We start from the raw sequence: 12,518 nt of genomic DNA on the forward strand, positions 1-12,518 counted from the left end.
GCCCGAGCCGCGACGCGGCCCCCACGCGAAACTTTCTCGCCACGCGGCCGTCGCGAGGTCGCCGGCCGAGCTCAGGGACATCCACGGCGATCAGCGCACCGGCGCCCGGGAGCGACCGTGCGGCCCGGGGCGGGCTCAGGCGGAGCCGACCGTCCAGTAGACCTGGTTGTAGTCGAGCAGCTCGAGCCGCTCGCCGGTGTCCTGGTAGGTGGTGATGCCGCAGTTGGCCGGGGACTGCCCCGACGGCCACCGCTGCGCCTGCGCGTAGGTCCAGCCCTCGAGCAGGAACCGGAAGCAGCGCAGCGTGCCGCCGTGCGTCACGACCATGATCTTCTGGCCGGCGTGGTCGCGGAACAGCGAGTTGAGGAACGTGTGCACGCGCCCGACGACGTCGGCGAGGCTCTCCCCGCCGGGCGGGCGGGCCATGAACCCGCCGAACGTCTGCCAGTACTCGTTCAGCCACGGGAACGCCGCCTCGGCCTCGGCGGTCGTCATGTCGTAGGCGAATCCGGGGTCCCGCTCGCGGATGAACAGGTCGGTCTTGACCCGCATCCGGGCGCGTTCCGCGGCGGGATAGGCGCTCAGCACGCCCTCGGCGGTCTGGTCGGTGCGGGCGTACCCGCTGGTGAACACGTAGTCGAAGGAGCCGAAGCGGTCCCGGACGGCGTGCCCGGTCTGCTCCGCCTGCTTGTGCCCGTCGGCGGTCAGGTCGATGAGGTGGTCCGGCACACCGCGGACCACCTGGCGGGCGGCGTCGTCGGCGAAGTACACGCTGCCCTTTTTGGCCAGGTTGCGCGCCGACTCGGCGTGGCGGACGAGCACCAGGAGGGCGGGTCGGGAAGAGTCCATCTACGACTCGTACTGCTCCTGCGGCACCGCGATCAAGATGACATCCGACACCGAGATGAACGGAATCGCCTCGCCGTTGACGTTGTCGGTGACCTCGCGCCCGCTGTATCGGCCGGTGACGCGCACCCACTGCTGGTCCCGCAGCCCGTCGGGCAGCTCGCCGTCGAGCGCGACCTTGACCGGCCGGGCGTCGGCCGCGCAGCAGCTGACCATCATCCGGGCCAGCAACCACTGGTCCTGCGGCCCGCGCATCACGAAGCCGGTGAGCTGGATGCGGCGCTCGCCGAGCGAGGCGCCCTTGTCGAACACGGCCCGCGAGGCGTAGTCGAGCATCGTGAGGCTCAGCGGGTCGCCGGCGGGCAGCGGCGCGTATTCCGAGCGGGCGGTCACCGCCGAGCCGGAGCGCCCCGCCGCGTAGGAGCCGAGCGCGGGCGGCGCGAACAGCAGCAGCCCCAGCACCGGCGCGAGCAGCAGCCACGCCACCCTGGGCCCGCCGTGCACGTGCCCGTGCCCGTCGTCGTCGTGCCCGGCGGCCGCCTTCGAGCCCCGCAGCTCGTACCAGAGGGTGAAGACCCCCGCGACCACCAGGATCGCGCCGGCGGCGATGAGATACGGCTGCAGGCCCGCCTTGACGTAGTTGAGGTATTGCCCCGACAGCGACGCCCGCAGCACCGCCCCGCCGACGAGCAGCAGGATGACGGCCTGCGCCTGCTTGTTCACAACAGCACCGGTCCCAGGATCGCGGAGACGAGGATCGCCATGACGAAGGTGGCGGGCGCGAAACGCAGCGCGAAGCGGCGGCCGAAGATGCCCGCCTGCATCGCGAAGAGCTTCAGGTCGATCATCGGCCCGACGACCAGGAACGCCAGCCGGGCGGTGAGCGAGAACTGGGTCAGCGACGCCGCCACGAACGCGTCGGCCTCCGAGCAGATCGACAGCAGGACGGCGAGCAGCCCCATCGTGACGATCGCCAGGACCGGGTTGGACGCGACGTGCTCCAGCCAGGTCTTGGGCACCACGACGGCGATGACGGCCGCGGACGCGGCCCCGATGACCAGGAACCCGCCGGCGTGCAGCACGTCGTGGCGCACCGAGGCCCAGAACGCCGGCCACTTGGCCATGCCGTCCAGGTGCGCCCGCGACGGCATCCGCAGCCAGCTGCCCTTGCCGAACGCCTGCCACAGCCAGCCCATGAGGCAGGCGACCACGAGACTGGCCACCGCCCGGCCGACCACCATCTGCGGCTGGCCCGGGAAGGCGACCGCGGTGGAGATCAGCACGATCGGGTTGACGGCGGGCGAGGCGAGCAGGAACGCGAACGCGGCGGCCGGGGTGACCCCGCGCTGCACGAGCGCGCCGGCCACGGGCACCGACGCGCACTCGCAGCCGGGCAGCACGACGCCGGCCACGGACGCCGTCGGCACCGCCAGGGCCGGGTGCGACGGCAGCGCCTTGGCGAAGAACGACGGCGGGATGAACACGGCGATGACCGCGGAGAGCACGACGCCGAAGACGAGGAACGGGATCGCCTGGGTGAGCACCGAGACGAACACCGTCAGCCAGGTCTGCAGGGCCGGCGTGGCCAGCGAGCGGGTGATCGGGCCGCGCAGCAGCACCACGAGCACGAGCAGGACCGCGAGCACCTCGACGGAGCCGGGCCGCCGGCGCCTGCGTGGGGGCGCGTCGGCCTCCGCGGGGGGTACGTGCTCCTCGGTCACCGTCACGACCAGGAGGCTACCCCGTCGATCGGTGCCGCCGGCATGAAGCGCCGACGAACACTTCGAAGCGTGAGCGCATGGTCGCCCCGCCGGGCCGGTCGCCGCTGTCGGCGGCCGGCCCGGCGGGTTCGCGCTCCGGCGATCAGCAGCCGGGGAGGCGCTCGATCAGGTACGACTCGACCTGGTCGATCGACACCCGCTCCTGGCTCATCGTGTCGCGGTCGCGCACGGTGACCGCGTTGTCGTTGAGCGTGTCGAAGTCCACCGTCAGGCAGTACGGGGTGCCGATCTCGTCCTGGCGGCGGTACCGCCGGCCGATGCCCTGGGCGTCGTCGAAGTCCACCGTCCAGCGCTTGCGCAGCTGGGCGGCGAGGTCGCGGGCCTTGGGCGAGAGGTCGGCGTTGCGCGAGAGCGGGAGCACGGCCGCCTTCACCGGGGCGAGCCGCTTGTCGAAGCGCATGACCGTGCGCTTGTCGACGGAGCCGCTGGTGTTCGGCGCCTCGTCCTCGTCGTAGGCCTCGAGCAGGAACGCCAGCACGGCGCGGGTGAGGCCGGCGGCGGGCTCGATGACGTACGGCACCCACCGCTCCTTCTTCTCCTGGTCGAAGTAGGACAGGTCGACGCCGGAGTGCTTGGAGTGGGTGGTGAGGTCGAAGTCCGTGCGGTTCGCGATGCCCTCGAGCTCGGAGAACTCCTGGCCACCGAAGCGGAAGCGGTACTCGATGTCGACCGTGCGCTTCGAGTAGTGCGAGAGCTTCTCCTTCGGGTGCTCGTAGAAGCGCAGGTTCGCCTCGGAGATGCCCAGGCCGATGTACCAGTTCCAGCGCTCCTGCAGCCAGTACTCGTGCCACTGCTCGTCGCTGCCCGGCTCGACGAAGAACTCCATCTCCATCTGCTCGAACTCGCGCGTGCGGAAGATGAAGTTGCCCGGGGTGATCTCGTTGCGGAAGCTCTTGCCGATCTGCGCGATGCCGAACGGCGGCTTTTTGCGCGCCGCGCCGGCCACGTTGTTGAAGTTGACGAAGATGCCCTGCGCGGTCTCGGGGCGCAGGTAGTGCAGGCCCTCGTCGTTCTCCACGGCGCCCAGGTAGGTCTTCATGAGGCCGTTGAACATCCGCGGCTCGCTGAAGGTGCCCTTGTTGCCGCAGTTCGGGCAGTTGATCTCGCCGAGCACGAACGGCTTCTCGGTGCCGTGCTTCTCGACCCAGGCCTCCTCCAGGTGGTCGGCCCGGAAGCGCTTGTGGCACGAGGCGCACTCGGTCAGCGGGTCGACGAACGCGTCGACGTGGCCGGAGGCGACCCAGACGTCGCGGGCCAGGATCACGGCGGAGTCGAGGCCGACGATGTCGTCGCGCTGCTGGACCATCGTGCGCCACCACTGCCGGCGGACGTTGTCCTTGAGCTCCACGCCGAGCGGGCCGTAGTCCCAGGCCGAGCGCGTGCCCCCGTAGATCTCGCTCGACGGGAAGACAAAGCCGCGGCGCTTCGCGAGGCTGACGACGGAATCGATGCGATCTGCGGCCATGGTTCCTCCTACGCCTCACGGCGACTGGCTGTCGGCAAGGCTGGTCGTGTGGTGTCCGGACTTGGGTCGTTACCCGGGCAAACCGTCAAACGTCACCATCGACGGTACGGTTACGCCGCGGCGAGCCGCACCAGATTAACGGGCGCGCCGGGCGGCCCCGCGCCGCGGTCGTTCAGTCGATGCCCCCGCAGATCACGTAGCGGGTGCCGGCCTGCTCCATCGTGTACTCGTGATCGACCCAGGTCGTGCGCTCGCGCACCTGGGCCGGGACGGTGATCGTGTTGCTGATCGTGACGTCGTCCGCGTTGACCTTGAAGTCGGTGACCGGCGTGGCGCCGAAGTGGTCGGAGAACCAGCCGACCGAATGGGTGCGCTGCTGCTCGTCGCACAGCTGGCGGCGGGCGGTGGCGTAGTCCCGGTCCCGCACGGCGGTGAGGTAGTCCTCGACCACGGCGGCGACCTGGCCCTTGCCGATCGAGTCGGCGTAGGGCAGCAGGAGCGTGATGCCGACGATCCCGCCGACGCAGCACAGCACGAGGACCAGCCCGCCGATACCCAGCCCCCACCACAGTCCGCGCAGGTCACGGTCGCGCGGCGGCGCGGCGAACGGCGCGGCCACGCCCGGCCCGCGCGGCGGGGGCGGGACCTCGTCGGCCTGCTCCCAGAGGGGAGGCGGGCCGGCCTGCGGCGGCATCATGGCGTTCAGCCTATCCAAGGGCGCCGGGCGGGCGCGTGCGCTCAGGCGCGGTCACTGGTGGTCACGGTCAGCTCCCCGCCCGGCGCGGCCTCGGCCAGCACCTCGAACGCGGAGGGCTCGTCGAGGGCCTGGGCCAGCAGCGGGGTGGCGTACATCTTGACGTCGAAGTTCGACAGGGCGCGGCGGTACGCCCCGACCGACTCCCACTCGGTGACGATGCTCCAGTGGGCCGGATCGTCGAACGCGCGTCCGAGGCGGCCGCGAAGGTACCCTGGGCAGGCCGCGAGGGCGGCGAGCGCGGTGTGAGCACGGCCGGCGAAGCCGTCGTCCTCCTCGACGACGAACCTGGTCATCACGAGCATGCCGCCGAGCATACGGAAAGGACGTCTGGCCCCATGACCGAGCGTGTGCTCGTGCGCCTCCATCGGATGAACAAGACCGTGGCGTTCCTGGCCGCCGCGGTGCTGGTCTTCCTCGGGCTGCTGCTGCCGGGCATCGTGGGCTCGGCGGTGCTGCTGGTCTTCGCCGCCGCCCTGATCTGGCTGCTCACGAGGACCTGGGCGGTCACCCCGCCGCAGATGCGGGTCCCCCGCGTGATCATCCTCGCACTGCTCCTGGCCGCCGCGGCGTACAAGGCAAGTTGACAACGATTCCCATTATCGGGCAGGCTCGAAGGGTGGTTCTCCAGGTCGAACGGGCGGTCGTCGCCTACGATGGCCGGCCCGTCCTCGACGGGGTCTCGCTCTCGGTGCGCGCGGGCGAGGTGGTCGCCGTCCTCGGCGCCAACGGCTCGGGCAAGTCCACCCTCGTGAAGGCCTCGATGGGGCTGGCCCCGCTGGCCGGCGGCGAGGTGCGGCTCTTCGGCACCCCGCTGCGGCGCTTCCGCGGCTGGCACCGCATCGGCTACGTGCCCCAGCGCGTCGGCGCCGGCTCGGGCGTGCCCGCGACCGTCGGCGAGGTCGTGGCCGAGGGCCGCCTGGCCCGCCGCGGCTTCCTGCGCCCCGCGTCCCCGGCCGACCGGCGCGCCGTCGCCGAGGCCCTCGACGCGGTCGGCCTGGCCGACCGCGTCCGCGAGCCGGTCTCCGTGCTCTCCGGCGGCCAGCAGCAGCGGGTGCTCATCGCCCGCGCCCTGGCCGGCGGCCCGGAGCTGCTGGTGCTGGACGAGCCGACGGCCGGCGTGGACGCGGTGAGCCAGGAGCTGTTCGCCGGCTGCCTGCGCCGCTTCGTGACCCAGGGCGGCACGGTCGTCTTCGTCGCGCACGAGCTGGGGCCGCTGCGCCCCCTGATCACCCGCGCGGTCGTGGTGAGCCGCGGCGAGATCGTGCACGACGGCGCCCCGCCGGAGACCGACAACGACCACGTGCACCCCCACGCCGACGCCGGCCACCGGGCCGCCGCCGACCGGCACGTGCACGCCCACCCGGCGCCCGACGGCCACGTCCACACCGCGGCCGACGTCCACACCGCGGCCGACGGGCACGTGCGCCCGAACGTCGCCGCGGCCTGAGCGGGGCCGGCGTGAGCATCTTCGCCTACGACTTCATGATCCGCGCCCTGCTCGGCGCGCTCATCACCGGCGCGTCCGCACCCGCGATCGGCACCTACCTCGTGCAGCGGCGCCTCTCGCTGATCGGCGACGGCCTCGGTCACGTCGCGCTCACGGGCGTCGGCCTCGGCCTGCTGCTGCACCGCTCCCCCGTGATCATGGCGGTCCTGGCCGCCGCGGCCGGCGCCGTGGTCATCGAGCTGGTCCGCGAGCGCGGCCGCACCTCCGGCGACATCGCCCTGTCCATGCTCTTCTACGGCGGCATCTCCGGCGGCGTGGTCCTCGTGAACCTGTCGGACGAGCAGAGCAGCCGGAGTCTGGTGACGTACCTCTTCGGCAGCCCCCTCACCACGAACCGCCAGGACCTGACGGTCATGCTGATCCTGGGCGTCGCCGTGCTGGCGGTGGCGATCCTGCTGCGGCCCTGGCTGTTCGCGGTGTGCCACGACGAGGAGTACGCCCGCGTGTCCGGCCTGCCGGTGCGCACCCTGAACCTGATCCTCGCCGTCACCACGGCCGTGACCGTCACCGTGGCCATGCGCGCCGTCGGCCTGCTGCTGGTCAGCGCGCTCATGGTCGTCCCGGTGGCGACGGCCCAGCAGATCACCCGCGGCTTCCGCGCCACGATGCTGACCGCGATCGGCATCGGCCTGCTCGTGTCGGGCCTGGGCGTGTGGCTGTCCACGGCGATCGACACCGGGCCGGGCGCCACGGTCGTCCTGCTCGCCATCGCCGGCTTCTTCGCCGTGACCGTCGCCGTCTCCGCGCGGCGCGCGGCCCGCCGCGCCCGCCATCGCGGCAGCCCCGCCGAGGCGGAGGAGGTCGAGCCCAGTGCCGTCGCCTGAGCCGCCGGACCGGCACCCGCACGAGCACCCGAACGACGGGTACGAGGCCGCCGGCGAACTGCTCAAGGCCCTCTCCGCGCCGCTGCGCATCCGCATCGTCACCGAGCTCGCCGACGGGCCCCGCTGCGTCCACGAGCTGGTCGAGACCCTCGGCGCCCCGCAGCCGCTCGTGTCGCAGCACCTGCGGGTCCTGCGCGGCGCCGGCGTCGTGCGCGGTTCCCGGCGCGGCCGCGAGATCGCCTACGCTCTGATCGATGAACACATCGCGCACATCGTCGCCGACGCCGTCAGCCATGCGCGCGAGGGCTGAGCGCCTCGCGGCGGTGGTCCTGATGGCGGCGCTGGCCGTGACCGGCTGCGGCGACGGCGCGAAACCCTCGCCGTCGTCCGGTGCCCCGGCGACGAGCAGCGCCGCGCCCGTGGCGACCGACCCGGCGTCGGTGTTCAAGGCGGCCGTGGCGAAGACGAACAGCGTCGCGCTGTCGTTCACGATCGACTCGGACCTCGGCACGCTCGGGCAGATGCAGGGCGACGGCGCGTCCGACCCGGCCGCGAAGGCGACCGCCTACAAGGCCGAGCTGCTCACCCCCGACCGGAAGATCGACATCTCGGCGGTACTGGTCAGCCCCGACCTCTACCTGCAGGTCACCGGGGTCACCACCGACCGGTGGGCGCACCTGGACGCGACCAAGGTCAAGTCGCTGGCCAAGCTCGGGCTCGACGCCACCGGCAGCCCGACCGGCCTGGGCGCCCTCCCCGGCGAGATCGTCACCGTGCGCCAGACGGGGCCGGGCGCGTTCAGCGGCACCCTGGACAAGACGAAGAACCCGGTCACGGCCGGCGCCGGCGCGTCCGAGGCGCTCAAGAGCGTGCCGTTCGAGGCCACGGTCGACGCGAACGGCTACGTCACGCAGCTCGTCACGCACACCCCGCCGCTGGGCACCGCGCCCGCGTCGAGCACCACGGCGAAGTTCGCGAACTTCGGCAGCAAGACGATCAAGATCGAGCGCCCGGACTCCGCCACGGTCGAGCAGGCGCCGGATTCCCTCTACCAGACACTGCAATAACCCGCGCCGTAGGCGACGCTGGGAGCCATGAAGCTCTATGCCGACCGCGCCCCCGTCGCCTTCCGGCAGTTCCTGACCGACGCGCTCGTCGTCGTGTGGGTGTACGCCTGGATCCGGCTCGGGATGAGCCTGTTCGACCTCATCCAGAAGCTCGCCGTGCCCGGCCAGAAGCTCGAGGGCGCCGGCAACGGGCTGGCCTCGAACCTCAACTCGGCCGGCGACAAGATCGACAAGGTGCCCGGCGTCGGCGACTCGATCGCGACCCCGTTCCGCAACGCCGCGAACGCCGCGACCTCGCTGGCCAACGCCGGCAAGGACCAGCAGGAGATCGTCAACGACCTGGCCTGGATCCTGTCCGTGGTCGTCGTGGTGGTGCCGGTGCTGCTCGTCGTCGGTGTCTGGCTGCCGTTGCGCGTGCGCTGGGCGCGGCGGGCGGCCTCGGCCGCGCGGCTGCGCACGGTGACGGCGGGGCGGGACCTGCTGGCCCTGCGCGCGCTGGCGACGCAGCCGCTCAAGCGCCTGATCAAGGTCGACCCCGAGGTGGCCGCCCGGTGGCGCCGCGGCGACCCGGAGACGGTGGAGGCCCTGGCCCAGCTCGAGCTGCGCTCGCTCGGCCTGCGCTGAACGCCCGCCCGGGACAGGGAACGGGGCCCCGGCGATCGGACCGGGGCCCCGCGAACCGGACCGTCAGAAGCGCCGCCGCACGTCCTCGGCCGTGGAGGGGCCCGGCGACCAGTCGGCGGTGGAAGGGCCGTCGGCGGGCGCCGGCACGATGCCGTCCTCGAGCGAGAGGTACCGCCCGGCCAGGACCCGCTTGGCCGCCGAGACCTCCACCGCGTCGGCGTTGGCCCACAGCGAGGCGAACAGCGCCTCCGCCCGCAGCGTGGCCTGCCGGCAGAACAGGTCCGCCAGCTCCAGGCCCTCGGGGCGGTCGGCGAGCTCCGTGCGCGCCTTCACGCACGCGGCGGACATCGCGAACAGCTCGGCCCCGATGTCGACCACGCGGCCGAGGAAGCCCTGCTTGTGCTCGAGCTTGCCCTGCCAGCGCGCCATCGCGTAGAAGGTCTCGCGGGCCAGCCGGCGCGAGGCCCGCTCGACGTAGCGCAGGTGCGGGGCCAGGGCGCCGAACTCGGCGAAGCCGCCCGGCAGCTGGCCCTTGCCCGCGACCAGGGTCGGCAGCCACCTGGCGTAGAAGCCGCCCGCCTTCCCGGCCGCCTTCGCCTTGCGGCCCAGGCCCGCCTCCGGGTCGATGATGTCGCCCGCGACCGAGAGGTGCGCGTCGACGGCCTCCCGGGCGATGGCCAGGTGCATGATCTCCGTCGAGCCCTCGAAGATCCGGTTGATGCGCACGTCGCGCAGGATCTGCTCGGCCGGGATGGCCCGCTCGCCGCGCGCGGCGAGGGAGTCGGCGGTCTCGTAGCCGCGGCCGCCCCGGATCTGCACGAGCTCGTCGGCGACCTTCCAGGCCAGCTCCGAGGCGTACAGCTTGACCAGCGCGGCCTCGATGCGGATGTCGTTGCGGTTGTCGTCGGCGAGGCGGCAGGAGACCTCGAGCATCGCCTCCATCCCGTAGGTGGAGCCGGCGATGAACGCGATCTTCTTGGCGATCGCCTCGTACGTGCCGATCGGCCGGCCCATCTGCACCCGCTCCGCGGCCCACTCGCGGGCCACGCCGAGGCACCACTTGCCGGCCCCGACGCACATCGCCGGCAGCGACAGCCGGCCGGTGTTGAGCGTGCTCAGCGCGATGCGCAGGCCCTGGCCCTCGCCGCCGATGACGTTCTCCTTGGGCACGCGCACGTCGTGGAAGCGGGTGACGCTGTTCTCCAGGCCGCGCAGGCCCATGAACGCGTTGCGCCGCTCGATGGTCACGCCGGGCGCGTCGCCCTCGACGACGAACGCGGTGATCCCGCCCTTGTGCCCCTCGCTCCTGGGCACCAGCGCCATGACCACGAACAGGGTGGCCAGGGTGCCGTTGGTGGCCCACAGCTTGACGCCGTTGAGCAGGTAGTCGCCGTCCTCGGTGGGCACCGCGGCGGTGCGCATCCCGGCCGGGAACGAACCGACCTCCGGCTCGGTGAGCAGGAACGCGGAGACCTCCCCGGCGGCCAGACGGGGCAGGAAGCGCTGCTTCTGCTCGTCGTTGCCGACCAGCTTGAGCGGCTGCGGCACGCCGATCGACTGGTGCGCCGACAGCAGCGCGCCGATGGACGGGTTGACCGAGCCGACGAGCATGAGCGCGCGGCAGTAGTCGAGATTGGTCAGGCCCAGCCCGCCGTACCGCTCGTCGATCTTCATCCCGAAGGCGCCCAGCTCCCCGAGCGAGCGCAGCACCTCGTCGGGGATGTGGGCGTCGCGCTCGATCTGCTGGCCGTCCACCTCCGCGCTCAGGTAGGCGGCGAGCTTGGCGCGGAACTCGGCGCCGCGCGCCTCGGCGGCCGGATCGAGCTCCGGCAGCGGGTCGATGAGATCCAGGCGCAGCCGGCCGAGGAACAGCTCCTTGCCGAAGCTCGGCTTGCGCCATTCGGTCTCGCGGTTCTCCTCGATGACCTTGCGCGCCTCCCGTTCCGCGCGCACCGACGTCGCAACCATGGACACCCCCAGGTAGACGCTCCCGAACATCCAGGTTATTACCCGCGAGTAGCGTCGACTATGCCAACGATCGCGGACGCGACGGCGGCGGGCGCCTCGTCGGGGATCCAGTGGCTGACGCCGGCCAGCGGCACGAACCGGTAGTCGGCCGCGACGTGCTCGGCACAGGCGCGGGCCGCCGTCGGGCCGATCGCCACGTCCCCGTCGCTCCACACGTACGTCGTCGGCACCGTCGAGGGCCCCAGGCCGGCGAGGTCGAGCGGGCCCATCGCCCGGTACCAGTTCAGCGCCGCCGTCAGCGCCCCCGGCTCGAGCAGCGGCCGCACGTACCCCTCGACGTCCTCCAGCGGCGCGAACAGCCCGCGCAGCCGCCGCGCGGAGTCGGCCAGCAGCACCTCCTCGGCCTTGCCCGGCTGCCGGAAGAGCTTGATGTACGCCGAGCGCTCCCGCTGGTCCGGGTCGTGCGCGTAGGCGTAGGCCGAGGCGTGCGGGTGCGGCACCGAAACCGCCGTGAGCGTGCGCACCCGGGCGGTGTGCCGCAGCGCCACATGCCAGGCGCAGATCGCTCCCCAGTCGTGGCCCACCAGGTGTACCGCCGCAATCTCCAGCGCGTCGAGGACCGCCACGACGTCCAGCGCGCACTCGGTGATCCGGTAGGCCTCGACCGGCGCCGGACGGGCGCCCGGCGAGGTGCCCCGCTGGTCGAGGGCGTAGGTGTGCAGGCCCGCGGCGTGCAGCAGCGGGGTGACCGCCGCCCACTCGCCGCTGTGCTGCGGGAACCCGTGCAGCAGCAGCACCGGCTCCCCGTCGGCCGGGCCGCCGTCGAACACGTCGAACGTGAGCGAGCGCGCCGTGATTTTCATGACCAGAGACTACGAGTCGGCGACGATCACTGTTACCGTCGGGAAACAACTGCACATCCGACAGGGGAGCGCACAGCGCTGAGAGTGCGACGGCCGTCCGACGGCCTCGCAGACCCTCGAACCTGATCTGGGTAATGCCAGCGCAGGGAGCTCGGTCACCTCACGCCAGCCGTCACGTCGGCCCGCCCAAGGGCCGGCGTGACGTCGCGTCTCCTTCTGGTTCGCACGAACTGGGAGGTTCAACCATGCAGACCCGTTGGCGGACCGTCGACATCGTCGTCGCGTCCATCATCGCCGTGGCCTTCGCCGGGGTGTTCTACGCCTGGAACAACCTGTGGAACGCCCTGGAGAGCTTCGCGCTGCCCTGGCGCGCGGTGATCTACGGCGTGTGGCTCATCCCCGCGGTCCTCGGGCCGCTCGTCATCCGCAAGCCCGGCGCCGGCCTCTACACCGAGCTCGTCGCCGCGACCGTCTCCGCGCTGTTCGGCTCGGCGTGGGGGCTCACCGTCGTGGTGTCCGGCCTGGTGCAGGGCATCGGCGGCGAGTTCGGCTTCGCCGCGACCGGCTACCGCGGGTACAAACTCGTCAACGCCCTGGTCGCGGGCGCCCTCTCCGGCGTGGGCGCCGCGCTGTTCGACCTGAGCGTCTACTACGGCGACACGTTCACGGCCGGGCAGAAGTGGACGTACGCGGCGCTCGTCGTGGCCAGCGGCGCGATCGTCGCCGGCGGCGGCAGCTGGGCCCTGCAGCGGGCGCTGTCGCGCACGGGCGTGCTGGACCGCTTCCCGTCCGGCCGGGAGCGGGTGGCCGTCTAAG

General features: G+C 72.4%; 15 protein-coding genes and 1 riboswitch. Of the genes, 7 read left to right on the forward strand and 8 right to left on the reverse strand.

Features of this window, described 5'->3' with window-relative positions; translation table 11 throughout:
* Positions 1-135: 135 nt before the first annotated feature.
* From ACQP1P_RS41040 to ACQP1P_RS41065, 6 genes are all read right to left on the reverse strand, one after another.
* On the reverse strand, positions 136-849 hold the full coding sequence (locus ACQP1P_RS41040) for a histidine phosphatase family protein (RefSeq protein ID WP_433079747.1): 714 nt from the start codon (positions 847-849) through the stop codon (positions 136-138).
* Positions 850-1,569 carry a TIGR03943 family putative permease subunit gene (locus ACQP1P_RS41045; RefSeq protein WP_433079749.1) on the reverse strand — a complete coding sequence of 240 codons (720 nt, stop codon included), beginning with the start codon at positions 1,567-1,569 and terminating at the stop codon, positions 850-852.
* Positions 1,566-2,573 (reverse strand): permease, encoded by a 1,008-nt coding sequence (locus ACQP1P_RS41050; protein WP_433079751.1) that lies wholly within the window; start codon positions 2,571-2,573, stop codon positions 1,566-1,568. The genes ACQP1P_RS41045 and ACQP1P_RS41050 overlap by 4 nt, the downstream gene beginning before the upstream one ends.
* 136 nt (positions 2,574-2,709) lie before the next feature.
* Positions 2,710-4,092: a glycine--tRNA ligase gene (locus ACQP1P_RS41055; RefSeq protein ID WP_433079753.1), complete on the reverse strand. Its 1,383-nt coding sequence runs from the start codon at positions 4,090-4,092 to the stop codon at positions 2,710-2,712.
* A gap of 172 nt (positions 4,093-4,264) precedes the next feature.
* The gene (locus ACQP1P_RS41060) at positions 4,265-4,789 is read right to left on the reverse strand and encodes a hypothetical protein (protein ID WP_433079754.1); all 525 of its coding nucleotides are present in this window, start codon (positions 4,787-4,789) and stop codon (positions 4,265-4,267) included.
* 41 nt (positions 4,790-4,830) lie between these two features.
* Positions 4,831-5,151, reverse strand: a complete 321-nt coding sequence (locus tag ACQP1P_RS41065) for an antibiotic biosynthesis monooxygenase family protein (protein ID WP_433079756.1) — start codon at positions 5,149-5,151, stop codon at positions 4,831-4,833.
* A 33-nt stretch (positions 5,152-5,184) separates the two neighbouring features.
* On the opposite strand from ACQP1P_RS41065, the gene ACQP1P_RS41070 reads away from it, so the two are divergent.
* Genes ACQP1P_RS41070 through ACQP1P_RS41095 form a run of 6 tightly spaced genes read left to right on the forward strand, consistent with a single transcriptional unit; the run spans position 5,185 to position 8,871 of the window.
* The gene (locus ACQP1P_RS41070; protein ID WP_433079758.1) at positions 5,185-5,433 is read left to right on the forward strand and encodes a DUF6703 family protein; all 249 of its coding nucleotides are present in this window, start codon (positions 5,185-5,187) and stop codon (positions 5,431-5,433) included.
* 32 nt (positions 5,434-5,465) lie between these two features.
* The gene (locus tag ACQP1P_RS41075; RefSeq protein ID WP_433079760.1) at positions 5,466-6,296 is read left to right on the forward strand and encodes a metal ABC transporter ATP-binding protein; all 831 of its coding nucleotides are present in this window, start codon (positions 5,466-5,468) and stop codon (positions 6,294-6,296) included.
* Positions 6,297-6,307: 11 nt separating this feature from the next.
* The gene (locus ACQP1P_RS41080; RefSeq protein WP_433079762.1) at positions 6,308-7,180 is read left to right on the forward strand and encodes a metal ABC transporter permease; all 873 of its coding nucleotides are present in this window, start codon (positions 6,308-6,310) and stop codon (positions 7,178-7,180) included.
* Entirely contained in the window at positions 7,167-7,490 is a 324-nt protein-coding gene (locus ACQP1P_RS41085) for an ArsR/SmtB family transcription factor (RefSeq protein WP_433079764.1), read from the forward strand. The genes ACQP1P_RS41080 and ACQP1P_RS41085 overlap by 14 nt, the downstream gene beginning before the upstream one ends.
* A complete protein-coding gene (locus ACQP1P_RS41090; protein ID WP_433079766.1) occupies positions 7,474-8,247 on the forward strand; it encodes a hypothetical protein in 774 nt (257 codons plus the stop codon). The genes ACQP1P_RS41085 and ACQP1P_RS41090 overlap by 17 nt, the downstream gene beginning before the upstream one ends.
* Before the next feature lie 27 nt (positions 8,248-8,274).
* Positions 8,275-8,871, forward strand: coding sequence for a hypothetical protein (locus tag ACQP1P_RS41095; protein WP_433079768.1), 597 nt, complete (start codon positions 8,275-8,277; stop codon positions 8,869-8,871).
* Positions 8,872-8,934: 63 nt separating this feature from the next.
* On the opposite strand, the gene ACQP1P_RS41100 is transcribed toward ACQP1P_RS41095, so the two are convergent.
* Together ACQP1P_RS41100 and ACQP1P_RS41105 are read right to left on the reverse strand one after the other, a co-directional pair.
* Entirely contained in the window at positions 8,935-10,869 is a 1,935-nt protein-coding gene (locus ACQP1P_RS41100; RefSeq protein WP_433079770.1) for an acyl-CoA dehydrogenase family protein, read from the reverse strand.
* Positions 10,870-10,877: 8 nt separating this feature from the next.
* Positions 10,878-11,702: an alpha/beta fold hydrolase gene (locus ACQP1P_RS41105; RefSeq protein WP_433079771.1), complete on the reverse strand. Its 825-nt coding sequence runs from the start codon at positions 11,700-11,702 to the stop codon at positions 10,878-10,880.
* A 52-nt stretch (positions 11,703-11,754) separates the two neighbouring features.
* Positions 11,755-11,869, forward strand: a riboswitch (TPP riboswitch).
* Positions 11,870-11,947: 78 nt separating this feature from the next.
* Here ACQP1P_RS41105 and ACQP1P_RS41110 point away from each other — a divergent pair.
* Positions 11,948-12,517 carry an ECF transporter S component gene (locus ACQP1P_RS41110; protein ID WP_350620783.1) on the forward strand — a complete coding sequence of 190 codons (570 nt, stop codon included), beginning with the start codon at positions 11,948-11,950 and terminating at the stop codon, positions 12,515-12,517.
* The last annotated feature ends 1 nt before the right edge of the window (position 12,518 follow it).

It is taken from the genome of Dactylosporangium sp. CA-052675 (assembly GCF_050947935.1).
GTDB lineage: Bacteria > Actinomycetota > Actinomycetes > Mycobacteriales > Micromonosporaceae > Dactylosporangium.